A 26,535-nucleotide genomic window follows, 5' to 3' on the forward strand; every position below is an offset into this window, starting at 1 on the left:
CCCGAGAGTGCTGGTGTGAGCCGCCACAACTAACTTTACATGTGTTTCCTTATGGTCGTAAGGTTAGCGGTCATGAGCGCACTGCATAAGCTCCTTCAGCGGCTGTGGATCGTGCTGGTGATCGTCCCGGTCGCGGCCGTGGGCGCGCTGGTCATCTACCGGTTCCACGGCGTCTTCGGCGCCGGCCAGTCGGCGACCGCCGCCGGCGCGGGCGGTGAGATCGTGTCCACCGTCCCGAAGTACGTCACCTACGAGATCTACGGCCCCCCGGGCACCGCGGGGATGGTCAGCTACGTCGACCAACGCGCACAGGCCCAGGAGGCGAGGTTTGACTCCCTGCCGTGGTCGGTGACGTTGACCACCACGCAGCCGAGCGTGTTCGCCAACGTGATGGCCCAGGGCGACAGCCACGAGCTGGGTTGCCGGATCACCGTCAACGGCGAACTCCGCGATGAGCAGCAGGCCGATGGCCACAGCGCGGCGACGTTCTGTGTGGTCAAGGCCGCATGAGCGGCCAGCACAGCACCGGGTCCTCCGCGGTCAAGCCGCCGCTGTTTCCGCGGCTGATCCGTGTCCTGGCCGTCCCGATCATCCTGTTCTGGCTCGCCGCGGCCGCCGCAACCAACCTGCTGGTACCGCAGCTGGAGATCGTCGGCGCCGAAAACGCCGTCTCACTCTCGCCGCAGGATGCGCCGTCGGTGATCGCCATGAAACACAGCGGGGAGAAGTTCGGCGAGTTCACTTCCGATTCGGTGCTGATGATCGTGCTGGAAGGCGACACCGAACTGCGTGACGACGCCCACCGCTACTACGAACGGCTGGTGGCGGCCCTGCAGGCCGACACCGCACACGTCGAGCACGTGCAGGATTTCTGGGGCGACCGGGTCACCTCGGCGGGGTCGCAGAGTGAGGACGGCCGGGCCGCCTACGTGCAGGTGCACCTCGCGGGCAACCAGGGCTCCGCCCAGGGCGTCGAGTCGGTCGACGCGGTGCGCGACATCGTGGAGCACTCCGCGCCGCCGGTCGGCCTGCGCGCCTACGTCACCGGTCAGGCCGCCCTGGTCGCCGACACCAACGAGGCCGGCGACGCTTCCATGGTGAAGATGACCGGCATCACCATGGCCGTCATCGCGGTGATGCTGCTGGTGGTCTACCGCTCAATCGCCACCACCGTGATCGGGCTGCTGGTCGTGGTCACCGAGATGAGCGTGGCCCGTGGGCTGATCGCGGTGCTGAGCAACGCCCACGTCTTCGCGATCTCGACCTTCGTGGTCAGCATCCTGACCGCACTGGCCATCGCAGCCGGAACCGACTACTGGATCTTCCTGATCGGGCGCTACCACGAGGCACGCAGCGCCGGCGAGGATCCCGAAACCGCCCAACGCACAACGCTATCCAGCGTCAGCCACGTCATCCTGGGTTCCGGGTTGACCATCGCCGGTGCGATGCTGTGCCTGCACTTCACCCGGCTCAACTACTTCAACACCTTGGCGGTGCCGTGCGCGCTGGGGATGTTCACCATCCTGGCGATGGGGCTGACCTTCGCACCGGCGGTGCTCGCGGTCAGCAGCCGATTCGGGCTGCTGGACCCGAAGCGGGCCACCCGGACCGGCGGCTGGCGCAAGGTGGGGACGGCCGTGGTGCGCTGGCCACTGCCGATCCTGGCCGCCGCCAGCGCCGTTGCCGCCGTGGGCGTCCTGGTGCTGCCGGGTTACAAGACCAGCTACGACAACCGGCACTACATCCCTGCTGACGTGCCGTCGAATATCGGCTACGCCGCAGCGGAGAAACACTTCAGCTCGGCGCGGATGAACCCGGACATGCTGATGGTCGAGTCCGATCACGACATGCGCAACCCGCGCGACATGCTGGTGCTGGATCGTATCGCCCGCAGCATCTTCCGGGTTCCCGGCATCGAGCGGGTGCAGTCCATCACCCGGCCGCTCGGCCCGCCGATGGAACACGGGTCGGTGCCGTTCCAAATCAGCGCGCAGGGCGTCACGATGCGCGAGAATCTGCAGTTCTTGCACGCCCGCCTCGACGACACCGAAACCATGGCCGATCAACTCTCCGCAATGGTCGCGGTGCTGGATCGGCTACACGGCCTGACCGTGCAGCTGTCCGACGCCACCCACGGCACCGACCAGGCCACCCACGACATGCAGAGCACTATGGCCGAAGTCCGCGACCATATCGCCGACTTCGACGACGAGGTCCGACCGCTCCGCAACTATTTCTATTGGGAGCCGCACTGTTTCAACATCGGCGTGTGTAACGCGTTCCGGTCGATGTTCGACGCCACCGACGGCTTCGACAAGCTGGCGGAGAACACCCAAGCGCTGGCCGATCAACTGGACCGGGTCGACGGGATCACCCCGGCGATCGCCGACCAGATCCCGCCGATGATCGCCATCGCGACCAACATGCGCGACCTGATGCTGACCATGCACAGCAGCTTCGGCCAGGTGGTGACCCAGCTCGAGCAGATGACCGACACCGCCGCGGTGATGGGACAGGTCTTCGACGACGCCAAAAACGACGACATGTTCTACCTGCCACCGGAAGCCTTCGACAGCCCCGACTTTCAGCGCGGGATGGAGCTGATGATGTCACCGGACGGCCAGGCCGCCCGCATCCTGATCACCCACGACACCGATCCGGCGACGGTCGACGGCATCGCGCACGTCGACGCCGAACTGTCAGCCGCCAAGGAGGCCGTCAAGGGCACCCCGCTGGCCAAGGCGAAGTTCTACCTGGGCGGCACCGCCGCCACCTACTCCGACATCCAGACCGGCGCACACTATGACCTGCTCATCGCCGCCATCGCCGCGATCATCTTGATCTTCGTGGTGATGCTGCTGATCACCCGGGCGCTGGTCGCGTCCATCGTGATCGTGGGCACCGTGGTGTTGTCACTGGCCTCCTCATTCGGACTGTCGGTGCTGTTGTGGCAGTACGTGTTCGGCATCGAGCTGCAGTGGCTGGTGATCGCGATGAGCGTGATCGTGCTGCTGGCGGTGGGCTCGGACTACAACCTGCTGGTGGTCTCGCGGATGAAGGAGGAGATCGGCTCGGGGTCCAAGGCGGGCTTGAAGACCGGGCTGATCCGCGCGATGGGCGCTACCGGCAAGGTGGTCACGGCGGCGGGCATGGTGTTCGCGTTCACCATGATCGCGATGATCGCCAGTGACCTGCGTTCGGTCGGCCAGATCGGCACCACCATCGGGCTGGGCCTGCTGTTCGACACCTTCATCGTCCGCAGCCTGATCACCCCGTCGGTCGCGGCACTGCTCGGCCGGTGGTTCTGGTGGCCGATCAACGTGCACCGGCGGCCGTCCACCGCCCCCGCCGAGACCGACACCCCCGCCGAACGTGAAGCTGCCTTCACTCCCGGCGCCGAAGGTGAAGGCAGCTTCACGTTCGGCCCCGCAGCCCCGCTCCCGGCGAGCTAAGAATCTTACTGTTACGCCAAGATACTCTTATTTTTCTTAATTTGTGTGTATCGTGGGTCCCTTGGTCGCGGAGAGGGGCTTACGTTGAGCGAATCGAGGGCGTCGGCAGTCGTGCTGGGAGCCGGGATGGCCGGGCTACTGGCGGCACGGGTGGCATCGGAGTTCTACGACTCCGTCACGGTGGTAGACCGTGATCGGCTGCCCGATCACCCGTCCCACCGCAAGGGAGTACCGCACGGACGGCACTTGCACAGCTTCCTGTCCCGCGGGACCGGTGTCCTCGGCGAGCTGTTCCCGGGCATCCTCGATGACCTCGCCGCCGCCGGCGCGGTGGTCATCGACCACGCCGACCTGTCCGGGCGCTATGCCCGCATCGGCCGTCACGAGCTGAACCGGACCGGCAGGCTCGCCGACCCCCGGGCCCTGGCCGTCTACAGCGCCAGCAGGCCGTTCGTGGAGTTTCACGTGCGAGAGCGCGTCGACAAACTCGGCAACGTCGCGTTTCTCGACGACCACGACGCGCTCGGGCCGGTGCATGAGCGTGGAGTCGTCACCGGGGTGCGGATCAGGAATCGGCGCAACCGACTGACGCAGATTCTGCACGCCGATCTCCTTATCGATGCGACGGGGCGGGCTGCCCACACCGCCGAATTCGTGACCGAGCACGGGTTCGGCAGCGTGCCCGAGCAGCGACTCCGGCCGGCCTGGGGCTATTCCAGCCAGTTGCTGCAGGTTGCGCCCGGACGGATCACCGACAAGATGGTCTTCATCAACCAAGGCCGGGCCGCCCCGATGCTGCTGCTGATGGCCTATGAGCAGGACACCTGGATGCTGGCCATCGCCCGCCACGGCGACTACGGCGCTCCCCCAGCCGATTTCACCGCCATGCTGGCTGCAGCCAAGCAACTTCTTCCGCCGGTCATCATGGCCGGACTGCGCGACGCCACCCCGGTGGGCGACATCGCGGTCTCGCGCGACACCGGGGCACTGTGGCACCGCTACGACCGGATGCCGCGCTTCCCCGCCGGAGTGGTGGTGATCGGCGATGCACTGTGCCGGCTCAATCCGATCTACGGGCAGGGCATGACGGTGGCCGCGCTCGAGGCGCTCGCGCTGCGCGACTGCCTGCGCGAACGCGGTTCAGACCTGCCGCAGCGATTCTTTCGGGCGGCGGCCCGCCAGGTCGCACCGATCTGGGCCGCGAACGCCGCTAACGGTTCATCGCCGGGTCGCCCGCACCCGATCCGCCACCGACTGCGCGGGTGGTTCGCCGCCGCGGTGGCCACCGCCGCCACCCGCGACATCGCGGTCACCGAACGCTTCCTTCGGGTCCGCAACCTCGTCGACCCGCCCGCGCGGCTACGCGACCCGGTGCTGCTGTGGCGGATCCTGCGCGCGAACCTGCCGGGCGCCCAGCACACCACCCGCCCGGCACCCACTGGAACGCGTTTGGGCACACTGACTCCGATACCGACTGCGGGAGGCTCCCATGCTTGACGCGATCTACCGCGCCGCTCGCGACCGGATCGGGAATTTGGCTGCCGGCCTCGGCGACCACCAGCTACGTACCCCGGTTCCGGCCACGCCCGGCTGGACGGTGCACGACGTGCTGGCCCATCTGGTCGGTGGTGCCGCCGATGTCTTAGCCGGCCGGCTTGACGGCGCACCGGGCGATTCCTGGACCGCGCGGCACGTCGCCGAACGGCGCGATCACCCGGTCGAGGAGTTGCTCGCCGAGTGGGAACGCGCGGCCCCGGCGGTCGAAGCGAGCCTGCCCAAGCAGCACACCGGCCCGAACCTGGCCGCCGATGCGATCTGCCACGAAGCCGACCTGCACGAGGCGCTGGGCCTGCCGCGCACCGACCGTGCGCACTGGCAGCCGTTACTGGAGGTGATGGCCCGTTTTCCCGGCAGGCGGTTGGGTGACACCGCGACACTGGTGATCATCGACGAGCTGGGCCAGCAATGGCGTAGCGGCTCAGGAGAATCCGTGACCCAGCTGCGCGCCGACGGCTACGAGCTGATGCGGGGCGTGTTCAGCCGGCGCTCGCGTCGCCAGATCGCCGGCTGGGATTGGTCACCGGAACCGCCCAGTGCAGTGGTCGACGGTTTCGGTGCGTTCGGGCCACGCGACGACGACCAGCCGGTGCCGACCGGCTGAGTTCACCCGGCGCAGGAGGTGAGCCGCGGTGGGGAGAACGTCACCGAGCCGACGCCACCGACGATCATCCCGTTCTCGGCCAGCGCCATCGCGGTCACATACGAGCAGGTCTGAATCTCGGTCAGCCCGTTGAGATAGACGACGTCGAAGGTGTAGGCGAAGTTGCGCACCAACTGTCCGGCCGTCCACGGCACGTCGACGACGAAACCCAACGACGACCCCGACGGTGCGCCGAGCACCCGGGGTCCCCGCTCACCGATGTGTGGCGTGATCGAGAACGGCACGCCGTCACGTTTAGTGCCGGTCAGACCGGCGCTGTTGATCCGGTAGCCGGTGGCGGCCGCGGGCACCGACGGCCCGGGCCGGATGTTGGTGCTGAACAGAATGGAGTAGTTCGTGCCGCCGGCGACGGCGGTGGTGCTGAAGCTGGTCGAGGTGAACTCTTCGGGTAGCTGCACCACGCAGTTCTCGATCAGCTCGGTCGGATCACCGCAGTCCTGCGAGCCGGGCGGCGCCGCCCGGGCGCGCGGCGCAGCCAGCGCAATCGCCACCGCGGGCACCGACCAGGCGGCGCCGCGCACGAAGGAGCGTCGGGAGAGGGCGTTGTTCGCAAAGTCGATCACGGGTGACCCCTTCTTCTGAGCGACGCGGTCATTCCCCCAGTGCCGAAATTACCCGCTTTCCGAATTCGGCAATCGTCTCCGGCGCAGCGAAATCGGCGAACCAGACGTAAAACCGCTGCGCGCCTTGACTGCGCAGGCCGGCGAAGTAGTCGATCAGTTCGTCGGCGCGGCCACACACCAGCCCCGGGCCGAGCTGACTGAAGCGGCGTCGCGCCTTACCGGTCACCGCATCGGCATCGGCACCGTCCCCGATGAAGCCGACCATCTGCTGCACCGACACCCGCGCCGAGCCGACCCTGGCCGACAGGTCCGGCAGTTGATCGACGTGGGTCGCCGGAAGATTCCACCAATCAGCATGACGGGCAACCAGTTCCAGCATCCGCGGTCCCCGGCCGGCCAGCAGCAGCGGGATCGGATTGCTCGGTGCCGGCAGCTGGGTGTCGGCGCCGCCGGCCCAGTAGCGCCGCAGGGCGGTCACGGTCTGTTCCAGGGCGCTGACCCGCTGGCCGGCGGTGGGCGCACCGAGCCCGAACCGGGCCAGCTCGTCGGGCATCGACCCGGACCCCAGCCCCAGCTCGAAACGTCCTCCGGAGGCTTCGGCCAGCGTCACCGCCTGCTTGGCCAGCACCGCCGGATGCCGAAAGGCGTCGCAGAGCACCAGATGGCCGATCCGCAGCCGCTGCGTGTGCGCGGCGACCCAGGTGGCAATCGTCATCGCCTCCCAGATCGGGGCGTCGGGGGCCATCGGCGTTTCCAGGTGGTCGATGAACGCCACCCCGTGAAAGCCACTGGCTTCGGCGGTGCGTGCCCGCGTCACGATGTCGTCGATGCCCAGCCTGCTCTGTGGCAGGAACAGGAACCACTCGATCATTACGAGCCCCCGCCGGCTCTACAGCGCCGCCCAGATCGACTTGGTCTTCAGGTAGGCCTCGATGCCCTCGTAGCCGAACTCCTTGCCGATGCCGGACTGTTTGTAGCCGCCGAAGGGCACGTTGTGGTCGAACGTCAGCTGACAGTTCAGTCCCACCATGCCGGCGTTGAGCCGCTTGCCCAGGTTGTGCGCGCGGGCCAGGTTGGTGGTCCAGGCGGTGGCGGCCAGCCCGTAGCTGGTGTCGTTGGCCATCGCGACGGCCTCGTCGTCGTCGTCGAACGGCAGGATCGTGACGACGGGGCCGAAGATCTCCTCCTTGTACAGGCGGCTGGTGGCCGGGTCAACGCCGGTGACCACAGTGGGTTTGATGAAGTAACCCTTGCGGTCCAACCGGTAACCGCCGCTGACGATCTCGACGCCGTCTTGGCGGCCCTGCTCGATGTAGCCCATGACGCGGTCGAGCTGCTTCTGGCTGACCAGCGGGCTGATCATGGCACCCTCGTCCTGGGGCCCACCGAGCACCAGGTTGTCGCCGATCATCGCGATGCCGGCCACCACGCGCTCGTAGACGCTGCGCTGCACGAAGACCCGCGAGCCGCACACGCAGCCCTGCCCGGAGTGCACGAAGATGCCCATCGAGGCCATCATGATCGCCATGTCCAAGTCGGCGTCGGAGTAGATCAGCACCGGAGACTTGCCGCCCAGCTCGAGGGTGACCTTGTTCAGGTGGTCCGCGGCGTTGCGCATGATCTGCTTGCCGACCTCGGTCGAGCCGGTGAAGGCGACCTTCTCCACGTCGGGGTGGGCGGTGATCGCCGCGCCGGCGGTGGCGCCGTAGCCGATCACGAAGTTGGTAACGCCCTCGGGCACACCGGCTTGCGTGATCAGCTTCTCCAGCAGCACCGCTGACAGCGGCGTCTCCTCGGCCGGTTTGACGACGCTCGAGCAGCCCGCCGCCAGCGCCGGGGCGACCTTGGCGCAGGCGTTGAACAGCGGACCGTTCCACGGGTAGATCAGGCCGACGACCCCGTAGGGCTCCTTGTGGGTGTAGGCGTGGAAGTTGGCGTGGGTGCTGTTGACCCCGCCCTCCATCTGCACCTGGTAGCTGGTGCCATTGAGCTTGGTGCACCAGCCGGCGTAGTAGCGGAAGAACTCCGCGCAGGTGGAGACGATCATCTCGGCCTGAGCCGGCGGCATCCCGGCGTCCAGGGATTCCAGCTCGGCGAATTCCTTGGCATGCTCGTCGATCAGGTCGCCGAGGCGCCACAGCACCTTGGCGCGCTGGCGGGCCGGGATGTCGGTCCACACACCGGACTGGTAGGCGGCCTTGGCGCGGGCGACGGCGGCGTCGACGGCTTCGGGGCCGGCGTCGCGGAACTCGGTGATCTGCTCCTCGGTGGCCGGGTCGATCACCGGGATCACCTCGCCGGTGCCGGGGCGCTTCGCCAGATCATCGATTACCGACTGCAGTGCCATGGCGGGACCCTTCTAACGACGACAGCGGAGGTGCTGTGCATCTGCTTAGCATCCGGCGGGCGGCCGGGTCAACAGTGAGACAGTTTATCCACAGTTTGTAACGCTGCGGTATGTGCTGGCGCTGGTCAGGACAACTCCCGGGTAAGGACACCGAAACGGTGCGCCTTTGCCGTGCAGCTTCCGGCTGATCGCGGTGGGTACCGTTCCGGCTATGAAGCGACGTCGGCCCCGGGCACGGAGGCTCTGATGCGTACCCGAGGTTGGGGCGGCGATGTGCCCGCCAGCGATGAGGAGGCGGTGGCGCGGATTCTCGACGCCACCCGGCGCACCATCGACGAACGCGGCGAGCAGACCAGCATCGCCGACGTGGCCCGCACCCTCGGCGTAACCCGCCAGACCGTCTACCGGTACTTCCCCAGTACCGAGGAGCTGCTGTCGGCCACCGCGATCGACGGCGTCGGGGATTTCCTGGATCAACTCGCCGCGGCACTGGCCGGCATGACCGACCCCGGCGATGCGGTCGCCGAAGGTGTCGCGCTGACTTTGGAACGGCTCCCCGACGATCCCTACGTCGGCCTGCTGCTGCGCGCCCAGCAGCCCAGTGCCTTTGCCGTCACGGTAACCACCGATACCGGCCGCACCTTCGGGCATTCGCTGCTCGAGCGGCTCGATGTCGACTGGACCGGGTTCGATGACCAAGCCATCGACGACATCATCGAGATGGTGCTGCGCACCTTACAGTCGTTCATCCTGGCGCCGCTGCCGGCCCCGGGTGACGAGTTGCGGCGCCTGCTGCGCCGGTGGATCGCGCCGGCGGTGACGGCCGCCCGCGGCGCTACGAAGGTTCGCGGGTCATCGGGTAGGTCACGCCGGTGAGGTCTTCGGCGATCTTCCAGAGTCGCTGCTGAGCTTCGATGTCCTGGGCCCGGCCGGCGGCGCGGACCAGCACCGGCGGCCCGATCTGCTCGAAACGCCCTCCGGGACCGTAGAACTGGCCGCCCGTCGCGGCGGGGTCGGTGGCTGCCCGCAGCATCGGCAGCGCACCGCCGGTGGGGTCTTGGGTGAACCATCCCGTCAGATGGCGGAACCGGCGGTTGAACACCCAACGCACCGAACGGGGTTGCTCGCGCAGGATTCCCGTGCGGGTTCCGCCGGGGTGTGCGGCCAACGAGATCGCCGTGCTGCCAAGCGCTTCTAGCCGACGCTGCAGTTCGAACACGGCCATCAGCTGGGCGAGCTTGGACTGGGTGTAGGCCACCGCCGGGGTGAACGACTTCTCCAACTGCAGATCGTCGAATGCGATCCGGCCGCCCCGGCTGGTCTTGCTGTTCACCGCGACGATCCGCCCGGCCGGTGAAGCCAGGACGCGGTCGAGCAGCAACCCCGTTAGGGCAAACGGCCCAAGGAAATTCGTCCCGAAGTCGCCTTCGAAACCATCGGCGGTCAGCTGCCGGCTCTGGTGCATGACACCGGCGTTGTTGACCAGGACGTCGATGACGGGGTAGCCGGCCCGCAACTCCTCCGCGCAGGCGCGCACCGAGGCCAGGTCAGCGACATCCAGGGCAACGACGTCGATTCGCGCGCCCGGAACGGTCCGCAGAATGTCGTCGCGGGCCGCCGCCGCAGCATCGCCGTTGCGGCAGGCCAGCACCACGGTGGCCCCCAGTGTCGCCAGTCCCCGGGCGACTTCGAGACCGACGCCGGTGTTCGCGCCGGTCACAACGGCGGTCCGGCCATACTGAGGCGAACCCTGCTCCAAGGTCCAGTCCGTCGCACTCACACGCCGAACTATAGACGGGACACCAACACCTGTGTGTATGGTCCTCGTTGATGCACCACGACATCGACCTCACCGACCTGGACCGCTTCACATCCGGATTCCCGCACCACGTGTTCGACGTGCTGCGCCGCGAATCCCCGGTCTGGTTCCATCCGGCGACGGCGCACTCCCCCGGCGGTGAAGGATTCTGGGTGCTCAGCCGCTACGCGGACATTGTGGCCGCGGCCACCGATCAGCAGACCTTCTCCTCGGAGACCGGTGGCGGGCGCGACGGCGGCGGCACCACCTTAGAGGACATGCCGCTGCGTTTCGCGGTCGGTGCACTGTTGAACATGATGGACGATCCGCGGCACGCGAAATTCCGAAAGCTCCTGATGCCCAGCATGTCTCCGCGCGCCCTGCGCCGGATCGAGCAGGATCTGCGCCGGCGTGCGGTCGCGATCGTCGAGGCCGCCCTGGCCAAGCGGGAATGCGACTTCCTGGTCGATGTCGCCGCGGAGCTGCCGCTGCAGGCGGTCGCGGAGCTGGTGGGCGTCCCGCAGGAAGACCGACACGAGCTGATGAACTGGGCCAACGTCACGCTGGACTACCAGGATCGTGAGATCGGCGAGGTGAATGACCGGATGGTGCAGGCCCAGGCCCGGATGTTCGCCTACGGCGCGAACCTCTTGGAGCGCAAACGCGCCCAGCCCGCCGATGACCTGCTGTCGGTGGTGACGCACGCGGTGATCGATGGCGAGCCGCTCACCGACAACGAGCAGCAGATGTTTCTGAGCTTGATCATGGCTGCGGGCAGTGAGACGACGCGCAATTCGATCGCGATCGGGATGGCGGCGCTCAGCGAGCATCCCGAGGCGTGGGAGCGGTTGCGCCGGGACCGTGCGCTGCTACCGGTCGCCATCGAGGAACTGTTGCGCTGGGCGTCGTCGACGCCGTACAACCGGCGGACCGCCACCCGAGACGTCGAACTGCACGGCCGGCAGATCCGCGCCGGTGACAAGGTGAGCCTGTGGTGGGCCTCGGCCAACCGCGACGAAACCGTGTTCGCCGATCCCTACACCTTTGATATCGGCCGAAACCCGAATCCGCATTTGACGTTCGGCCGCGGCGCGCACTTCTGCCTCGGTTCCACGCTGGCCCGCATGGAGATGCGGGTCATCTTCGACGTGCTGTTGGACCGGGTTGGGGCGGTGACCCTGACCGGGCCGATCGAATACGTCCGCAGCAACAAGCACACCGGAGTCCGGCACATGCCGGTCGTCGTCGACCCGCGCTAACGCGTTAGACGCCGAGCGTGCGTGCCTGTACGCGACACGCCGACGTCCGGCGTACAACGGCGCACACTCGCGCCCAGTGCATTACCCGCGCCCGGCCGTGACGAACCGCGTGTCGGTGTAGCGGCGCAGGTTGGACAGGAAGCGGCGAAACGCCAGATTCATCAGCGGTGCACTCACCGGGGAGAACAGCTTCGCCGGTCCGGTCAGCCGGTTGGCCAGGGTCCACGTGAGCCGACAGCCCTGCGCGGTAGCTTCGATGCGGTAGTCCTCGACGAAGACCGCCAACGCCGAGGTCGAGCTCGCGTTGAAGCGAAAGGCCATGTGCCGTCCCGGATCCCAGGCCAGGAACTCCTCGTCACCGACAATGCCGCCCAGCATGTCGACGAGTCGGGTCGTGCCGACACCGTGCGGCTCGGGGCTGGTCCAGGTCACGTTGGTGATGACGGACGCCCAGTGCGGCCAGGCTTCGGCATCGGTGAGGACCTCCCAGACCTCGTCGGGCGTCACGGCCAGATCGACGCTGTTGCTGAACCGCTGCGGCGCGCGCTGGAGAAATTCCAGGCCGACCTGCTCACACGGATACATCCGAGACAACTGTTGATTCCTTTCCCGCTAGCGCGCTCCGCGCACCAGACGCCCCGGCCGTGCACCGGTGTCGACGCCGTTGCGCCGGGTGACGGTACCGCTGACGATCGTCGCAACATACCCGCTCGCCCCCTGCAGCAGGCGGCGCCCGCCGGCCGGCAGGTCATAAGCCATCCGAGCCGGGAGCAGGGTCAGCGCGTCCATGTCGATCACGTTGATGTCGGCCTTCTTGCCGACCTCGATGACGCCGCGATCGGTGAGGCCGAACAGCTGCGCGGTGTCGCGGCACTGTTTGCGCACCAGGTACTCCAGCGGCAGCTTGTCGCCGCGATGCCGGTCCCGGGCCCAGTGGGTGAGCAGGTAGGTGGGATAGGAGGCGTCGCAGATCATTCCGCAGTGCGCTCCGCCGTCGGAGAGCCCCAGCACGCAGGCGGGGTGGGTGAGCATCTCGCGGATCGCGTCGTGGTTGCCGTCGGCGTAGTTGAAGAACGGCAGCATCAGCATGGCGCCGGCATCGGCCTGCAGCATCACGTCGTACAACGTCGCCAGCGGGTCCTCGCCGCGCGCCGCGGCGATCGCCGCCACCGAGCGCTCCGGGGTGGGCTCGTAGTCCGGCGGGTCACCCAGGTCGTAGATGCGATGCAGCGAGTGTTGCACCAACGCGAACATGGCGTCGAACTGCACGGAGGGGTCCACCGGCAGGTCCTCTTCGGACAGGATCGCCGCCTTCACCGCCGGTTCGGCAAGCCGTTGCGCGAGTTCGGCGCGGCTGCATTCGGCCTTCAGCCGCCGGTAGGTCGGCCGGTGGGTGAACGCGTGATGCCCGGGGAAGCCGAGCAGCATGCCGAACGGCCGGGCGGCGATCTGCGGGTACAGCGCGCTGCCCGCCTGGTGGGCAGCCGCGGAGATATCCAACTGCTCACGCCACAGATTGGGGTCGGCGTCGACCTGGATCAGCGCGAACGACACCGGCCGGTCGATCTCGGCACCGAGGCGCTGCATCCATTCCAGCTCCTTCTTCGGCGCGACGATATCCTCCCCGGCCGCCCCCTGCGGGGCCAGTTCGAAGACCGCCTGCCCGCCGGCCGCCATGGCCCGGCCCAGGCCGAACAGTTCGTCTTCGGCGGCGAACGTCCCCGGCACCGGCTCGCCGTCCATGGCCCGATGTGCCAGGGTGCGCGACGTCGAAAATCCCAGCGCCCCAGCCTCGACGGCTTCCTGCACCAGGCGGCTCATCGCCGCGATGTCGTCGGGCGTCGCCGGCTCGTTGCGGGCACCCCGCTCGCCCATCGCGTAGGCGCGGACCGCCCCGTGCGCGACTTGGCTGCCGACGTCGACAGCAAAGTGCTGCCGGTCGAGCACATCAAGGTACTCGGGATAGCTCTCCCAGCCCCAGGTGATGCCCTCGGTCAGCGCGGTGCCCGGAATGTCCTCGACGCCCTCCATCAGCTTGATCAGCCATTCCTCGCTGCCGGGCCGGACCGGGGCGAACCCGACCCCGCAATTCCCGCTGACGATCGTGGTCACGCCGTGGCCGCTGGACGGCTCCAGGAGGCTGTCCCAGCTGACCTGCCCGTCGTAGTGAGTGTGGATATCGACGAACCCCGGCGCGACGACTTTCCCAGTGGCATCGATCGTTTCGGCCGCCGGCCCCGCCAGTCCCGGATCGTCGGGTCCGGTGCGGCGCTGCACCGCCACGATGCGCCCGCCCCGGACCCCCACATCGGCCAGGTAGCGGTCGGCTCCCGTTCCGTCGACGACGGTGCCACCGGTGATCGCGAGGTCATACACAGCCGTCTCCTTGAAGTCGTGGTGCTCGGGGCGCGCCCGAGCCGGCATTGATCAATTTGTACACATCTCGATAATGTGTGCAAGTGCCCGGTGAGAAATCGTCGAAACCGCTTTCCGCGCCGTTGCTGAAGGCTGCCACCGAGACCCTGCGCCAGCTCGGCCCCCGGCGCTTCAGCCTCACCGCGGTCGCCGAAACGGCGGGCGTGTCGCGCGGCACCGTGCACAACGCCTTTGGTACCCGCGATACCGCCATCGCCGCCGCACTCGACCATCTGTCCGCGGCGTTCATCGAAACCATGGCCGCCGAGGTCAACGAGCTGGACACCCTGGCCGAGCAGGTCGCGGCGGCCGCGGTGCTGATTTCGGCGCATCGCCGGAGATCGGCTGCCGAACCGCGGGCGATCAATCAGAGCGTGCTGGTCCTGCTACTCGAACACGGCGGCGACGACCTGATGCAGCGCTCGGTGGCGCTGTGGATGCCACTGGTGCGCGCCGCGCAACGCCGCGGTGAAGTCGACGACACCCTCGATGCGGGCCGCGCCGGCGAATGGATCGTGCGGATGCTGTTCAGCTTCGAACTGCTGCCGCCGATGCGGGTGAACCTGGACAGCCCCCGAGCCGTGCGCCGCTTCGTCTGCGACCACATCGTCGCCGGGCTGAGCGGAGCCCGGCCGTGAACGGGCCCGAGCCGGGGCCCATCGGCCGCGGCGGCACTTCGCCCGGTCGAAACAACCGGCGACCTTCGCCGCCGACCTGGCGGCGTATCCGTCTAGCGCTGGGGGCGAGGTCGGGGCGTGCGTAACTGGGCAGGTGCGACGCCGCTGGACCTGCTAAGTGCAGCAGTTGGGATCAATCGCAGTGCACAACGCCTGCAATGCCTCCCGGTGGACGCGGTGGAATACGTTCATCCCGCGCCGCTCCGAGATCACCAGCCCGGCTTTGCGCAGCTGCGTCAGATGGTGGCTGACGGTGGACTCGCCCAGACCCAGCACCGCGGCCAAGTCACCGGAGGACTCCTCACCGGCGGCCGAACTGAACAGATGCGATATGACTTTGACGCGCACCGGATCAGCTAATGCCTTGAGCCGCAACGCAATCTGCAGCGCATCTGCATCACTCAACGGTCCCGAGGCAACCGGTGCGCAACACACCGGCGCGGTCATGTCGATCACTGGCAATGCTTTGGGCATGCGGCCATTCTGCCACACCTTGTTGACATATGTCGAAAAGGTGGGCACGCTGGGCCACGTCCCCAAGTCCGATATGCGTCTTACAGCCGGAGGTGGTTGTCATGTCCCGCATTCAGCTCGCCCTCAATGTCGATGACCTCGACGCCGCGATCGCGTTCTACTCCAGGCTGTTCCACGCCGAGCCGGCCAAGGTCAAGCCCGGCTATGCCAACTTCGCGATTGCCGACCCGCCGCTGAAGCTGGTACTGCTGGAGAACCCGGGCCAGGGCGGCACCCTGAACCATCTCGGCGTCGAAGTGGCCTCGAGCGATGTCGTGCGAGCCGAGATCGCTCGCCTGTCGGAAGCGGGCATGTGCACCGAACAGGAGAGCGGCACCACCTGTTGCTTCGCCACCCAGGACAAAGTCTGGGTGACCGGCCCCGGCGGGGAACGCTGGGAGGTCTACACCAAACTTGCCGACAGCGACAGCTTCGGCGCCGGCCCACAACAGCTCGACGGCGATCAGCACGCATGCTCGCACAGCTCCGCGGGATCCGATGAGTCCGCGGCCGCGCCGGCCCGTTGCTGCTGATCGCAGTGCCGAGCCCACAGGCGGTGAGCGATGATTGACAACGCAACGGCGATACACCCGGTGGCGACACGGCTTTCCACCCTGGACCGGCTGCTGCCGATCTGGATCGGGCTGGCGATGGCCGCCGGGCTGGTTCTGGGACGCAGCATCCCCGGGCTGGGCGGCGCGGTGAGTGCGGTTCAAATCGACGGGATCTCACTTCCGATCGCTGCCGGGCTGCTGATCATGATGTATCCGGTGCTGGCCAAGGTTCGCTATGACCGCCTCGGCACCGTCGCCGCGGACCGGCGACTGCTGACCAGCTCGCTGGTGCTCAACTGGGTCCTGGGCCCGGCGCTGATGTTCGCGCTGGCTTGGCTGTTGCTGGCGGATCTGCCCGAGTACCGCACCGGTCTCATCGTCGTCGGGTTGGCCCGTTGCATCGCCATGGTCGTCATCTGGAACGACCTGGCCCATGGGGACCGCGAAGCCGCCGCCGTGCTCGTAGCGCTGAACGCGATCTTTCAAGTCGTCATGTTTGCGGTGCTGGGCTGGTTCTATTTGGCGGTGTTGCCCGGCTGGCTGGGGTTGCCACAAGCCAGCATCGACGTCTCCCCGTGGCAGATCGCGAAATCGGTGGTGATCTTCCTCGGCATCCCGCTGGCCGCCGGCTACCTGTCTCGCCGCGTGGCGGAACGCAGCAAGGGCCGGGACTGGTATGAGGTGCGGTTTTTGCCGCGTATCGGCCCGTGGGCGCTTTACGGGCTGCTGTTCACGATAGTGATTCTCTTTGCGCTGCAAGGCGACCAGATCACGCGCCAGCCCCTTGACGTAGTGCGGATCGCCATCCCCCTGTTGGCCTACTTCGCGATCATGTGGGGCGGCGGCTACCTGCTGGGCGCCACGCTGGGCCTCGGGTACGGACGCACCACCACGCTGGCGTTCACCGCCGCCGGCAACAACTTCGAACTGGCCATCGCGGTGGCAATCGCCACGTGGGGCGCCACCAGCGGGCAAGCCCTTGCCGGCGTCGTCGGGCCCTTGATCGAAGTCCCCGTCCTGGTGGCCCTGGTCTATGCCTCGTTAGCGTTGCGCTCCCGCTTCGCACGACCCGGCACCACCGTGACGATCTGATGCACCGTCCCCCGGTCGACGCCGCCGGCGAACGCGGAACCCGGTGGGCTGTGCGTCGGTGGCAATCGTCCCGACAACACTGAACCCGGCGACAAGCTCGCCTCGGCGCGGTGCGGAGCCAGGCGCGTCTCTGCGGCGCTGGGTGGCGCCCGGCCTCACACCGGCGCCGGCGGTTGAGCCCGCTGCCGTCGCGGACGCCAAGGCACGATCGTCGGCCACCAGAACCACGGCCCGTAGATGCGCACCAGCGACGGCACGATGAACGACCGCACGATCAAGGTGTCCAGCAGCAGTCCGATGCACACCGTGGAACCGAGCTGGCCGATGGTCCGCAGGTCGCTGGCCAGCATTGCCAGCATGGTGAACGCGAACACCAGGCCCGCCGACGTCACCACACCGCCGGTGCTGCCCAGTGCCCGGATCAGGCCGGTATTGAGCCCGGCGCCGAGTTCCTCTTTGAGCCGGGCGATCAGCAGCAGGTTGTAGTCCGAGCCGACCGCCACCAGGATGATGAACGTCAGCGGCAGGATCAGCCAGTGTAGGTGCAGCCCGATCAAGTGCTGCCAGATCAACACCGACAACCCGAACGCCCCGGCGTAGGAGAACGCGACGGTGCCGGGAATCACCAACGCGGCCACCAGGCTCCGGGTGATGACCAGCATGATCAGGAAGATCAGCACGAAGGCCGCGATGGCGGCGATCAGCAGATCCGAGCGCGAATACTGCTGAATGTCTTTGTTGTTCGAGCCGGATCCGCCGATGTAGATCTTCGCGCCGGCCAGAGAGGTCTCCTTGAGCGCGATCTTGATCGCGTCGGGGAACTTCTCGACATGCTCGATGCCCTCAGGCCCCATGGCGTTGCCCTCGTGGGTGACGATGAATCGAGCGGCTTTGCCGTCCGGCGACATCATCAGCTGCATCCCGGTCTTGATGTCTTCGTTGTCGAAGGCCGGGCGCGGTATGTAGAAGAAGTCGTCGCTGCGGGAGGCGTCGAAGTCGTTGCCGACGTTGATCATGTCGTCGAACGTCTGATCGGTGTTGCTGGCCTGGATGTCCGAGGGGCCGTAGGTGTTGACGATCAGCGACCGCAGTGTGATCTGGTCCTCGGCCATGATGTTGAGCTGGCTGACCAACTGGGGCAGCAGCGTGTCGACGACCTCCAGATGCGACACCGCGTTCTTGATGTTCTCGGCCAGTTTGTCGACGCTGTCCATCATGTCCCACAGTGACCGGAACGCCCAGCACACCGGGATGTCGTAACAGTGCGGCTCCCAATAGAAATAGCTCCGGATCGGTCGCATGAAGTCGTCCAGATTGGAGATCTCCTCATCCATCTGCTCGGTGAGGGCCTGCATCTCCTCCATCGTCAGCACCGTGGAATGCATCTCGTCGGCCAGCTTCTGCGTCAGTGCGATCGTGGTCTGCAGCACCTCGACGGTGTGGCCCATGATCTGCGCCTGCTTATCGGTGTTGGCATTCTGCTCGCGGGTGAACGGCAGCTGCTGACCGTTGGCGCTGCCCTGCATGGTGAACAGGTATGGCAGGGACGCGTGCTCCAGCGCGCGGCCCATCGGCCGGGTGATGCTCTGCACCATCGCGACACCGGGGAGCCGGATGAGGGCCTTGGCGGCACGGTCCAGCGAGATGAAGTCCGCCGAGTTGCGCATGTCGTGGTCCGACTCGATCATCAGCATCTCGGAGAACAGTTTGCTCTTGGGGAAGTGCCGATCTGCGGCGGCGAACCCCTGATTGGCGGCGGAATCGCGCGGCTGGTAAGTGCGGTCGTCGAAGCTGACCTGATAGGTCGGCACAAAGACGGCGCCGGCTGCCACCAGCGCGGCGCTGGCTGTCAGTATCGGCTTGGGCCAGCGCACCACGCTGGTCGCGATCCGCCGGTACAGCCGCGCCTTGACCTGCTGACGGGGATCGAAGAGTCCGATCAGGCTACCGACGCTGAGCACGGCCGGCCCGAGCGTCAACGCCCCCAGGACGGTCAGCACCATGCTGATGGCTACCGCCGGCCCCATCGTGTTGAAGTAGTTCAGCCGGGCGAAGCTCAAGCAGAAGGCCGCACCGGCGATCGTCAGTCCGGAGCCCAGGATCACGTGCGACACACCGCGATAGGCGGTGTAATACGCCTCCTCACGGCTTTCGCCGTTCAGCCGTGCCTCGTGATAGCGACCCATCAAAAAGATGCCGTAGTCGGTTCCGGCACCGAGGGTCAGCGCGACAACCAAGTTCACCGCGAACGACGACAGCTCGATGAAGCCGAAATGGCCGAGGGCGGCGATCACGCCCTTGGCGGCCAGCATCAGGATCAGTACGCCGAACAGCGGGACCAGCATGGTGACGTAGGAGCGGTAGACCATCAGCAGCATGAAGATGATCAGGAAGATCGTCGCGATGGTGATGTTGTTCAGGCTCCGGTTGGCGGTCGCCACGGTGTCGGCGGCCAGTGGCGCCGCGCCGCTCACATAGACGCTCAGGCCCGGCGGCGGGTCGGAGGTGTCGACGGTGTGCCGCACCGCGGCGACGGAGTCGTTGGCCTCCATCTGGCCGATGTCGCCAGCCAGCCGCAGCAGCACATAGGCAGCCCTGCCGTCGAGGCTCTGGGCGCCGGCCGCGGTGATCGGTTTGCCCCAGGTGTCCATGACGTACTGGACATGGTCGGTGTCGGCCTGCAGGGTGCGCACCAACGCGTCGTAGTAACGGTGCTCGGCGTCCCCGAGCGGGTGATCGGCCTCCAGCACCAGCATCGTCATGCTGGTCGAGTCGGATTCCTGGAACTTCTCGCCGATCGCCAGCATCGCGGCCTGCGAGGGCGCATACGTCGGGACCATCGGGCCGGCGAGTTCCTCGGCCACCCGTTCCACCTGCGGCACAAAGGTATTGGTGACCACGGCCAGCAGCGCCCAGAAGACGATGATCGGAATCGCCAGCAGCCGCACCATCCGGGCCGCCAGCGGACGACGCCGGCTCATGCGGACTTCACCCGGCAGGTGATGTCGGCGTTCGCCCGGGTGTTGGTGTGCTCGTCGCGGACCACGTCGTCGACGAGGATCCGGCAGCCGACGTACTCCCCGCCCACCTGCACCGAGATGCTCCCCGAGACCACCGTGAGCATCGTCGTCTCATGATGCGTCCAGGGCAGGGCGTCCAATTCGACGGTGTGCGGGTGCCCGTCGATATCGAGGTAGGAGACCAAGGCGCCCTGCCCGACCGACCCGAACACCTCGTAGGTGAGCCTCTTGGGGTTGAACTGCTCAGGCGCTTGGGGCAGGTTGACCGTCAGAACCGGTCCGGGAGCAGACATCTGGTGCACCTTCCACATCCCCAGTGCCCCGATGCCCACCGCGATCACCGCGACCAGCGGCATCCAGATGCGCGCCAGCAGGGACCGGCGCGGCGAGCGGGGACTCACTCGGCTTCCCCTTCGGCTGCGTGCCCAGCCGCGGGCAGACGCTTCTTCAGCTTGGCCGCCCGCACAAGCTGAGCGGTTACGTTGACTGACCCGAGCATGGGGATCACCCCGAGGAACGTGCGCTCTGAGGGGGTGGCGCCGTGCAGCTGCTCCAGACTGCCGAGCACGTAGAAACAGCCCAGCGAGAAGATGGCGGCGGGAATGCAGAAGGCCAGCGGGGTGCGCTGATCAGTGATGACGCGAGTGGCGAACTGCAGCTCTTGTGCCGACAACGGTTCGCGCTTGCGCACCTTGGCCAGCACTGCCTTTCGGGCCCCGATCCCTTCGCTGATCGGCAGCGGCGGGCGACTCTGCAAGCGCCGGATGTAGAGGAAGACCCCGGTCACAAACAGCAGCAGCGCCACGAAGGCGCCGACGGCCAGGTCCCCGAACAAGCGCCAGTTCGTGCCGAAGATATTCCAGTTCATTCCGCCCTCAGCCCTCTCCGCGGCGCACCCCTTAGCGAACGCAACATCCGGCGATGGAAACTACACGTCTAATAATCGGACGTCAACGTCTCATAATTGGGCGTGCTTGCGGCTATCATCGTGGAATGGACGTCGACGGCCGGGAGCTGACCGGTGCGCAATCGCGCACCCGGGCGGCGATCCTCGAGGCCACGGCATCCGTGCTCGCCCGAGACCGCACCGCCACGCTGCCCGAGATCGCCGCGGCCGCCCAGGTCGCCCGCTCCACCCTGCATCGCTATTTCGCCGACAGGGACCGGCTGATCTACGAAACCACCCTGGATTCCATCCGTGTCATCAGCAGCATCCTCGCCGCCGCGGCCACCGCAGAAGGCCCGGCGATCGACGCGATGCGCCGGGTGATCACCACGCTCGCCCCCGAGGGCGATCGCATCGTGTTCCTGTTCGCCGATCCCGCCGTCCTGCGCGACATCCCGGCCGAGCATCTGCCGAACTCCGCGCCGGTCCTCGAACTGATCATCCGCGGTCAGCAAGAGGGGGCCTTCGACCCCGGGCTGACACCCGAGTGGATCCGGATCGCCCTGTTCGGCATGCTGGTCAAGGCATGCAGCGAAGCCGCACACGGCACCGTGCCGCGCCACAGCATCGTGCCGTCGCTCATCCGCATCTTCGAGCGCGGCGTGGCGGCCGGCTGATCTCCGTTTCTTTTCGCCAGACACCGGCCGTCGACGGTGTCATCATCACCTGCAGCAGACCATCGTTTTTCCAGTCCACAACCTAAGGACGACGACATGGGTGAGCGGGTGATCGACCGGCTGATGGAGATCGCCGACCAGTTGCGCGAGCAGGCCGGCGAAGCCGAGAAGATCGGTCGGCTGACCGATCAGACGGTCAAGGCGATGAAGGACGCCGGCTCGATCCGGCTGTTGCAGTCAGCCAAGCACGGCGGGTACCAGGTGCACCCCCGTGAATGGGCGGAAACGGTGATGGCCACCGCGGCGCTGGACCCTTCAGCGGGCTGGGTCACCGGTGTGGTCGGCGTGCACCCCTACCAATTGGCCTATGCCGACCCGCGGGTCGGTGACGAGGTATGGGCCGACGACATCGACACCTGGATGGCCTCGCCGTATGCGCCGCAGGGCGTAGCCAAGCCGGTCGATGGGGGGTACCTGTTCAACGGCCGGTGGCAGTTCAGTTCCGGCACCGACCACTGTGACTGGATCATTCTGGGCGCCATGGTCGGCGGCGCCGACGGTATCCCGGTCATGCCGCCGGCCATTTTGCACATGATCCTGCCGCGCACCGACTACGAGATCGTCGACGACTCCTGGGATGTGGTGGGGCTGCGGGGAACCGGCTCCAAAGACGTCATCGTCAAAGACGCGTTCGTCCCCGACTACCGCACGATGGACGGCCTCAAGGTGATGGACGGCAGCGCTCAGCGCGACGCCGGGATGACCGACCCGCTGTATCTGATGCCGTGGTCGACGATGTTTCCGCTCGGGATCTCCTCGGCGGTGATCGGTATCGCCGAAGGGGCACTGGCCGCCCATCTGGACTATCAGCGGGCGCGGGTGAGCGCCACCGGGACCGCGATCAAAGACGATCCTTACGTGATGTACGCGATCGGCGAGGCGGCCGCGGATATCAACGCCGCCCGCCAGGAGTTGCTGGCCAACGTCGACCGGATCTACGACATGGTCGCCGCCGGCAAGGAGGTCGGCTTCGCCGACCGCGCCGCGGGACGCCGCACCCAGGTGCGTGCGGTGTGGCGTGCGGTGGGGGCCGTCGACCAGATCTTCGCCCGCTCCGGTGGCAACGCGTTGCGGATGGACAAACCGCTGCAACGGTATTGGCGCGACGCACACGCCGGGCTCAATCACGCGATCCACGTGCCCGGCACCACATTCCACGCCTCCGCGCTGAGCTCCTTGGGCATCGAACCGGAGGGCCCGTTGCGGGCCATGATCTAAAACGTTGGCCCTAGCGGCGTGCCGGGGCCAGCCGCTTCAGTGCCAGCCCACCCTCGAATGGCCGGTAGCCGAACCCGCCGGGGGCCACGTAACCGGTGTCACCCAACGGTGTTGCCACTTCGGCGACAGTGGGTCCGATCTTGGCGGCAACGGGCGCCAGTGCATCGAGGTCGAACCGGTACAGCCGAGCTGCGGTGCCGCCGAGGATCCTGCGGCACTCGTCTTGCGTCCGGTCATGCAAAGCCCAGCGGATGGCCAGTTTGGAATGCGGGGTGAAACCCTCCTCATGGGGATAATCACTGCCCCACATGATGTGGTCAGCGCCCAGGTAATCGATCGTCGCCACGTCGTAGGGTGTCAGCTCGCTGGCCAAATAGCAGTTCCGGCGGGCGTATTCGCTGGGAGCCAGGGTCATTTCGTCGACGGATGATCCGCCGAACATCCCGTAGGTGCGATTGTTCGCCTCGGACTTCATCGTGGGCACCATGGCGTCGAGCATCATCAGTTGCTGGTGCACCCACAGGGTGCCCTGCTCGGTCGGTACGAACCGTAGCGTCGGATGCCGCTCGAAGACCCCGGCGAGGATGAGGTGGCTCAGCGTGCGCTGAGCCCACAGTGCCATCTCGGTGATCAGTACCGCGTTGGAGGCCGGCTGGTCCATCGGCATCTCGGGACTGCCCGCGCCGGCGTGCTGCACCACCGTCAGATCCAGGTCCGCGCATAGTTCCCAGATCGGCTCGTAGCGTGTGTGAAACAGCGGGGCCACCTGCGGGTCCCCCGGCGATACCGGCGGGATCAGCACACCGCCGAAGCAGGCCTGCGCGGCGCCCCAACGAATCTCGGTGAGCGCCAGCTCGATGTCGTTGGGAAAGACCTGTATCAGGCCGCGACGCCGGGTCGGCGCCAGCCCGCAGAAGTCGACCTGCCAACGGTTGTGGGCCTGCACGCCGGCCCAGCGCTTCTCGAACTCCGCACGCGTGCGCGGCAGGTTGATGGTGATGTTGGGAGTGGTCGGGAAGAACGGTGGAACGGTGTTGGGCAGCAGTACCTCTGCGGCGACCCCGTCGTCGTCCATTTCGGTAATCCGCAGGTCGTGGTCCCAGTTGCGGTTGGCGGTGGCGACGATCAGGTCGTCGAACGGGCTGGCATAGGCCTTGGCCCAGGCATCGAACTCGTCGTGCAGTGAGGCGGGCAGATATGGCTTGTAGCCGTAGAGGTCGGCTCCGGCGTGGGTGTCCGTGGAGATCACGACGTAGCGGTCATCGGAAGTTGCAGCCATGGTGTCCTCAGTTCTGCACCAGGTCGGGGATCGGCTCGGCGTCGGTCAGCCAGTGTCGGCCGGCCTGTCGGGCTGCCTCCCACTTGGGGATGCTCACCGCATCGTCTTGCCCAAGGTCCTGCGGGGTGGGGCCGATGCGCTCAGCCAGCGGCGCCAGCGCGTCCAGATCGAAGTTGTACAGCTCGGCCGCCGCCAGGCCCAGCATCTGCCGGGTCTCCTCGACCGGAATGTCCCAGAAGGAACGCCGCAGCCAGTCGCGGGTGTGCGGCCACGTCCCCTCCGGGTGCGGAAAATCGTTGCCCCACAGCAAGTTGGAGACGCCGATCTCGTAGCGTCGGGCCAGTTCCCTACGCTCGGTGGTGGTGGCCCCGATGAAACAGTTCCGGTCGAAGTAGGCCGACGGCGGCATCGTCAGATCGCCCTCCATCTGGCGGCTCATCTTCTTGGCCGAGTGCTCACGCAAAAACCGGGTGTCCATCAGCCAGAGCAGATCGTTGGCCCAGAAGGCACCGCATTCGGTGACCCCCCAGCGCAGCCCGGGAAAGCGCTCGAACACCCCCGACCACAACGCGAACCACAACGGCCGCGCACCCCACCAGCGCACCTCGGTGACATAGATGCCCAGGTGCCCGCCGTACTCCTCTTGCGGGGCGGGCCCGGAGTGGGTGTGCACCGGCATCTGCAGGTCCTGGCAGGCCGCCCACACCTTGTCGTAGCGCCGGTCGTGGTACGGCGGGTAGCCGACCCAGCGTGCCGGGATCAGGATCCCGCCCCGCAGGCCGGATTCTGCCGCGCGGGTGATCTCGGCCACCGCCGCGTCGACATCCGCCAGGATCGGAACCACCGCAACCCCGGCGCGGCGCTCGGGGCTGTGGCTGCACAGCTCGGCCAGCCAGCGGTTGTGGGCCCGCGCTCCGGCCATAGCGCGCCCCGGGTCGAGGTCTCCCGACTGGCCCAGGCCCGCCCCGAACGGAGCCCCGGCAACTCCGGTCACCGCATCGGCGTCGGGGAAGATGACCTCGCCGACCACTCCGTCACCGTCGAGTTCCCGGTCCCGCAGGGCGACATCCCATCCGCCGGCGATTCCGTCACCGTGCTCGGAGAACCACTCGTGGGCGAATTCCTCGTCGATGAATCCACCGGCCTTGGCCGCGGCGGTCTTCTCGGCCAGGTACGCCTCGAAGTCCTCGGCGTATTCGGGGTCGACGTACTCGCGGTATCGCTCGGTCGGGAGTTCGGCGTGAGTGTCGGCGGAGATGATCAGATACGGTTTCACAGTTAGCCTTTCGCTACCAGGTGCGGATGGGGTCGGGCTCGAACACGGTGCTGCTCGCATCGGCGGGCACCTCGGCCAGCGGCTCGGCGACCTCGGCCACGGTCGGGCCGATGCGGGCCGTCAACGGCGCCAGAGCCGCCAGGTCGAAGCGGTAGACAGCCGCTGCATTGCCGCCCACCATGGCCGCCACTTCGGCCGGCGGGACGCCGGCGAAGGTGTAGCGCAACGCTTCCCGGGTATAGGGCGCGGTTCCCTCGTAGTGCGGGTAGTCGCTACCCCACATGATCTTCTCGACGCCGATGGCGTGCCGCTGCGCGCACTCGATGGGGCGCATGAAGCTGGCGCCGACGTAGCACTGCCGGAACCAGTACTCGCTGGGTTGGCGGCTCAGGGAGCCGGCGGTGGGCCCGGCGAAGCGGGCGATCGCCGAGCTCGGTCGCGCATAGCGGGCAGCCGCGACGTCGAGCGAGTCGAGTGTCGCCGGTATCCACCCGGCGCCCTGCTCGGTGAAGACCACGGTGAGGTCTGGATGACGATCCAGGACACCGCTGAAGACCAGGTGCCACAACGCCCGATGCGCCCACCAATGGGTCTCATACACCCAGACGGCGAACGAGCTGCCCCACCCGTCGATCGGGGATGGTCCGGCGTTGCCACCGTGGTGGTTGACCACCACCCCCGCTTCGTCGCAGGCAGACCACAACGGTGCCCAGTGCTCGGCGTAGAGCGGGGGGATGCCGGTGCCCGGGGCGACCCCAGGCAGCAGCACACCGCCGCGCAATCCGAGTTTGGCGATCTGCGCTATTTCGGCGACGGCTTGGTCAAGGTCGCCGAGCAGGATCTGGCCGACCCCGGCGCGCCGCTCAGGCGATAGGGCGCAGAAGTCTGCCAGCCAGCGATTGTGCGCACGCAAGCCGGCCCAGCGCAGTTCGAGTTCGCGGGCGGTCTCTGGCGGTGGAGCGGCCAGGCTCCCCTGGGGAAAAAACGGCGGGACGGTGTTGGGGTAGATGACTTCGCCGGCAATGCCTTCGGTGTCCAGGTCGGCGTTGCGTCGCTCACTGTTCCAGTTGCGCTCAGCCTCCGGCTCGGTGAGGTCGCCGAACGGGTTGACGTATTCCTTGGCCCAGCCGTCGAATTCGTCGCGGTAGCCCGGATCCAGGTACTGGCGATAGTCGAGCAGGTCGGCACCGGCGTGACAGTCGGCCGAGATGACGGTGTAGCGGTCCAT

General features: G+C 67.2%; 23 protein-coding genes and 1 pseudogene. 11 read left to right on the forward strand and 13 right to left on the reverse strand.

Annotated elements, in window-relative coordinates; genetic code table 11:
- The first annotated feature begins 72 nt into the window (after positions 1 to 72).
- From AC5Y4Q_RS07135 to AC5Y4Q_RS07150, 4 genes are all read left to right on the forward strand, one after another.
- Positions 73 to 510, forward strand: coding sequence for an MmpS family transport accessory protein (locus AC5Y4Q_RS07135; protein ID WP_125225203.1), 438 nt, complete (start codon positions 73 to 75; stop codon positions 508 to 510).
- Complete coding sequence (locus tag AC5Y4Q_RS07140) at positions 507 to 3,452, forward strand: MMPL/RND family transporter (protein WP_125225204.1); 2,946 nt, start codon at positions 507 to 509, stop codon at positions 3,450 to 3,452. Before AC5Y4Q_RS07135 ends, AC5Y4Q_RS07140 begins: the two co-directional genes overlap by 4 nt.
- An 84-nt stretch (positions 3,453 to 3,536) precedes the next feature.
- Complete coding sequence (locus AC5Y4Q_RS07145; protein ID WP_082952489.1) at positions 3,537 to 4,949, forward strand: FAD-dependent oxidoreductase; 1,413 nt, start codon at positions 3,537 to 3,539, stop codon at positions 4,947 to 4,949.
- On the forward strand, positions 4,942 to 5,613 hold the full coding sequence (locus AC5Y4Q_RS07150) for a maleylpyruvate isomerase family mycothiol-dependent enzyme (RefSeq protein WP_064920513.1): 672 nt from the start codon (positions 4,942 to 4,944) through the stop codon (positions 5,611 to 5,613). The genes AC5Y4Q_RS07145 and AC5Y4Q_RS07150 overlap by 8 nt, the downstream gene beginning before the upstream one ends.
- Before the next feature lie 2 nt (positions 5,614 to 5,615).
- On the opposite strand, the gene AC5Y4Q_RS07155 is transcribed toward AC5Y4Q_RS07150, so the two are convergent.
- From AC5Y4Q_RS07155 to AC5Y4Q_RS07165, 3 genes are read right to left on the reverse strand one after another with little or no spacing between them, the layout of a single operon-like run.
- A complete protein-coding gene (locus AC5Y4Q_RS07155; protein WP_125225205.1) occupies positions 5,616 to 6,236 on the reverse strand; it encodes a hypothetical protein in 621 nt (206 codons plus the stop codon).
- Between the two features lie 28 nt (positions 6,237 to 6,264).
- Positions 6,265 to 7,107: an LLM class flavin-dependent oxidoreductase gene (locus AC5Y4Q_RS07160; protein ID WP_125225206.1), complete on the reverse strand. Its 843-nt coding sequence runs from the start codon at positions 7,105 to 7,107 to the stop codon at positions 6,265 to 6,267.
- Between the two features lie 18 nt (positions 7,108 to 7,125).
- The gene (locus AC5Y4Q_RS07165) at positions 7,126 to 8,583 is read right to left on the reverse strand and encodes an aldehyde dehydrogenase family protein (RefSeq protein ID WP_125225207.1); all 1,458 of its coding nucleotides are present in this window, start codon (positions 8,581 to 8,583) and stop codon (positions 7,126 to 7,128) included.
- 246 nt (positions 8,584 to 8,829) lie between these two features.
- Here AC5Y4Q_RS07165 and AC5Y4Q_RS07170 point away from each other — a divergent pair, with 246 nt between their 5' ends.
- Positions 8,830 to 9,459, forward strand: coding sequence for a TetR/AcrR family transcriptional regulator (locus AC5Y4Q_RS07170; RefSeq protein WP_064920509.1), 630 nt, complete (start codon positions 8,830 to 8,832; stop codon positions 9,457 to 9,459).
- Here the strand turns inward: AC5Y4Q_RS07170 and AC5Y4Q_RS07175 are convergent.
- A complete protein-coding gene (locus AC5Y4Q_RS07175) occupies positions 9,419 to 10,363 on the reverse strand; it encodes an oxidoreductase (protein WP_065019387.1) in 945 nt (314 codons plus the stop codon). The genes AC5Y4Q_RS07170 and AC5Y4Q_RS07175 overlap by 41 nt on opposite strands.
- 50 nt (positions 10,364 to 10,413) lie before the next feature.
- Here AC5Y4Q_RS07175 and AC5Y4Q_RS07180 point away from each other — a divergent pair, with 50 nt between their 5' ends.
- Complete coding sequence (locus tag AC5Y4Q_RS07180; protein WP_065019388.1) at positions 10,414 to 11,640, forward strand: cytochrome P450; 1,227 nt, start codon at positions 10,414 to 10,416, stop codon at positions 11,638 to 11,640.
- A gap of 81 nt (positions 11,641 to 11,721) precedes the next feature.
- On the opposite strand, the gene AC5Y4Q_RS07185 is transcribed toward AC5Y4Q_RS07180, so the two are convergent.
- A complete protein-coding gene (locus AC5Y4Q_RS07185) occupies positions 11,722 to 12,225 on the reverse strand; it encodes an SRPBCC family protein (protein WP_065019389.1) in 504 nt (167 codons plus the stop codon).
- A gap of 27 nt (positions 12,226 to 12,252) precedes the next feature.
- Complete coding sequence (locus tag AC5Y4Q_RS07190; RefSeq protein ID WP_064920505.1) at positions 12,253 to 14,016, reverse strand: N-acyl-D-amino-acid deacylase family protein; 1,764 nt, start codon at positions 14,014 to 14,016, stop codon at positions 12,253 to 12,255.
- An 83-nt stretch (positions 14,017 to 14,099) separates the two neighbouring features.
- On the opposite strand from AC5Y4Q_RS07190, the gene AC5Y4Q_RS07195 reads away from it, so the two are divergent.
- The gene (locus tag AC5Y4Q_RS07195) at positions 14,100 to 14,693 is read left to right on the forward strand and encodes a TetR/AcrR family transcriptional regulator (protein ID WP_065019390.1); all 594 of its coding nucleotides are present in this window, start codon (positions 14,100 to 14,102) and stop codon (positions 14,691 to 14,693) included.
- 153 nt (positions 14,694 to 14,846) lie between these two features.
- Here AC5Y4Q_RS07195 and AC5Y4Q_RS07200 read toward each other — a convergent pair whose 3' ends face one another.
- Positions 14,847 to 15,206: an Rv2640c family ArsR-like transcriptional regulator gene (locus AC5Y4Q_RS07200; RefSeq protein ID WP_064920503.1), complete on the reverse strand. Its 360-nt coding sequence runs from the start codon at positions 15,204 to 15,206 to the stop codon at positions 14,847 to 14,849.
- Positions 15,207 to 15,307: 101 nt separating this feature from the next.
- Between AC5Y4Q_RS07200 and AC5Y4Q_RS07205 the strand changes: the two genes are divergently transcribed.
- The gene (locus AC5Y4Q_RS07205; RefSeq protein ID WP_064920502.1) at positions 15,308 to 15,778 is read left to right on the forward strand and encodes an ArsI/CadI family heavy metal resistance metalloenzyme; all 471 of its coding nucleotides are present in this window, start codon (positions 15,308 to 15,310) and stop codon (positions 15,776 to 15,778) included.
- 30 nt (positions 15,779 to 15,808) lie between these two features.
- A pseudogene (gene arsB, locus AC5Y4Q_RS07210) lies at positions 15,809 to 16,879 on the forward strand (ACR3 family arsenite efflux transporter); the annotation flags it as partial.
- Positions 16,880 to 17,046: 167 nt separating this feature from the next.
- Here arsB and AC5Y4Q_RS07215 read toward each other — a convergent pair.
- Genes AC5Y4Q_RS07215 through AC5Y4Q_RS07225 form a run of 3 tightly spaced genes read right to left on the reverse strand, consistent with a single transcriptional unit; the run spans position 17,047 to position 20,779 of the window.
- A complete protein-coding gene (locus AC5Y4Q_RS07215; protein ID WP_082956806.1) occupies positions 17,047 to 19,842 on the reverse strand; it encodes an MMPL/RND family transporter in 2,796 nt (931 codons plus the stop codon).
- Between the two features lie 26 nt (positions 19,843 to 19,868).
- Positions 19,869 to 20,312, reverse strand: coding sequence for an MmpS family transport accessory protein (locus AC5Y4Q_RS07220; protein WP_064920499.1), 444 nt, complete (start codon positions 20,310 to 20,312; stop codon positions 19,869 to 19,871).
- Complete coding sequence (locus AC5Y4Q_RS07225; protein ID WP_125225209.1) at positions 20,309 to 20,779, reverse strand: hypothetical protein; 471 nt, start codon at positions 20,777 to 20,779, stop codon at positions 20,309 to 20,311. The genes AC5Y4Q_RS07220 and AC5Y4Q_RS07225 overlap by 4 nt, the downstream gene beginning before the upstream one ends.
- Before the next feature lie 125 nt (positions 20,780 to 20,904).
- Here AC5Y4Q_RS07225 and AC5Y4Q_RS07230 point away from each other — a divergent pair, with 125 nt between their 5' ends.
- Positions 20,905 to 21,474: a TetR/AcrR family transcriptional regulator gene (locus AC5Y4Q_RS07230; protein ID WP_082952488.1), complete on the forward strand. Its 570-nt coding sequence runs from the start codon at positions 20,905 to 20,907 to the stop codon at positions 21,472 to 21,474.
- A gap of 96 nt (positions 21,475 to 21,570) precedes the next feature.
- Positions 21,571 to 22,752, forward strand: a complete 1,182-nt coding sequence (locus AC5Y4Q_RS07235) for an acyl-CoA dehydrogenase family protein (RefSeq protein WP_065019396.1) — start codon at positions 21,571 to 21,573, stop codon at positions 22,750 to 22,752.
- Positions 22,753 to 22,762: 10 nt separating this feature from the next.
- Here AC5Y4Q_RS07235 and AC5Y4Q_RS07240 read toward each other — a convergent pair whose 3' ends face one another.
- From AC5Y4Q_RS07240 to AC5Y4Q_RS07250, 3 genes are read right to left on the reverse strand one after another with little or no spacing between them, the layout of a single operon-like run.
- Entirely contained in the window at positions 22,763 to 24,031 is a 1,269-nt protein-coding gene (locus tag AC5Y4Q_RS07240; RefSeq protein ID WP_125225210.1) for an amidohydrolase family protein, read from the reverse strand.
- 7 nt (positions 24,032 to 24,038) lie between these two features.
- Positions 24,039 to 25,367 (reverse strand): amidohydrolase family protein, encoded by a 1,329-nt coding sequence (locus AC5Y4Q_RS07245; RefSeq protein ID WP_419179732.1) that lies wholly within the window; start codon positions 25,365 to 25,367, stop codon positions 24,039 to 24,041.
- Entirely contained in the window at positions 25,321 to 26,535 is a 1,215-nt protein-coding gene (locus tag AC5Y4Q_RS07250; protein WP_125225211.1) for an amidohydrolase family protein, read from the reverse strand. The genes AC5Y4Q_RS07245 and AC5Y4Q_RS07250 overlap by 47 nt, the downstream gene beginning before the upstream one ends.

This window comes from Mycobacterium sp. NGS16 (genome assembly GCF_059813225.1).

Coding starts and splice junctions, on each gene's coding strand:
- AC5Y4Q_RS07135 (WP_125225203.1), top strand. CDS start 73: ATGAGCGCACTGCATAAGCTCCTTCAGCGGCTGTGGATCGTGCTGGTG.
- AC5Y4Q_RS07140 (WP_125225204.1), top strand. CDS start 507: ATGAGCGGCCAGCACAGCACCGGGTCCTCCGCGGTCAAGCCGCCGCTG.
- AC5Y4Q_RS07150 (WP_064920513.1), top strand. CDS start 4,942: ATGCTTGACGCGATCTACCGCGCCGCTCGCGACCGGATCGGGAATTTG.
- AC5Y4Q_RS07160 (WP_125225206.1), bottom strand. CDS start 7,107: ATGATCGAGTGGTTCCTGTTCCTGCCACAGAGCAGGCTGGGCATCGAC.
- AC5Y4Q_RS07165 (WP_125225207.1), bottom strand. CDS start 8,583: ATGGCACTGCAGTCGGTAATCGATGATCTGGCGAAGCGCCCCGGCACC.
- AC5Y4Q_RS07170 (WP_064920509.1), top strand. CDS start 8,830: ATGCGTACCCGAGGTTGGGGCGGCGATGTGCCCGCCAGCGATGAGGAG.
- AC5Y4Q_RS07180 (WP_065019388.1), top strand. CDS start 10,414: ATGCACCACGACATCGACCTCACCGACCTGGACCGCTTCACATCCGGA.
- AC5Y4Q_RS07185 (WP_065019389.1), bottom strand. CDS start 12,225: ATGTATCCGTGTGAGCAGGTCGGCCTGGAATTTCTCCAGCGCGCGCCG.
- AC5Y4Q_RS07200 (WP_064920503.1), bottom strand. CDS start 15,206: ATGCCCAAAGCATTGCCAGTGATCGACATGACCGCGCCGGTGTGTTGC.
- AC5Y4Q_RS07205 (WP_064920502.1), top strand. CDS start 15,308: ATGTCCCGCATTCAGCTCGCCCTCAATGTCGATGACCTCGACGCCGCG.
- AC5Y4Q_RS07215 (WP_082956806.1), bottom strand. CDS start 19,842: ATGGTGCGGCTGCTGGCGATTCCGATCATCGTCTTCTGGGCGCTGCTG.
- AC5Y4Q_RS07225 (WP_125225209.1), bottom strand. CDS start 20,779: ATGAACTGGAATATCTTCGGCACGAACTGGCGCTTGTTCGGGGACCTG.
- AC5Y4Q_RS07230 (WP_082952488.1), top strand. CDS start 20,905: ATGGACGTCGACGGCCGGGAGCTGACCGGTGCGCAATCGCGCACCCGG.
- AC5Y4Q_RS07235 (WP_065019396.1), top strand. CDS start 21,571: ATGGGTGAGCGGGTGATCGACCGGCTGATGGAGATCGCCGACCAGTTG.
- AC5Y4Q_RS07240 (WP_125225210.1), bottom strand. CDS start 24,031: ATGGCTGCAACTTCCGATGACCGCTACGTCGTGATCTCCACGGACACC.
- AC5Y4Q_RS07245 (WP_419179732.1), bottom strand. CDS start 25,367: ATGCGAGCAGCACCGTGTTCGAGCCCGACCCCATCCGCACCTGGTAGC.
- AC5Y4Q_RS07250 (WP_125225211.1), bottom strand. CDS start 26,535: ATGGACCGCTACACCGTCATCTCGGCCGACTGTCACGCCGGTGCCGAC.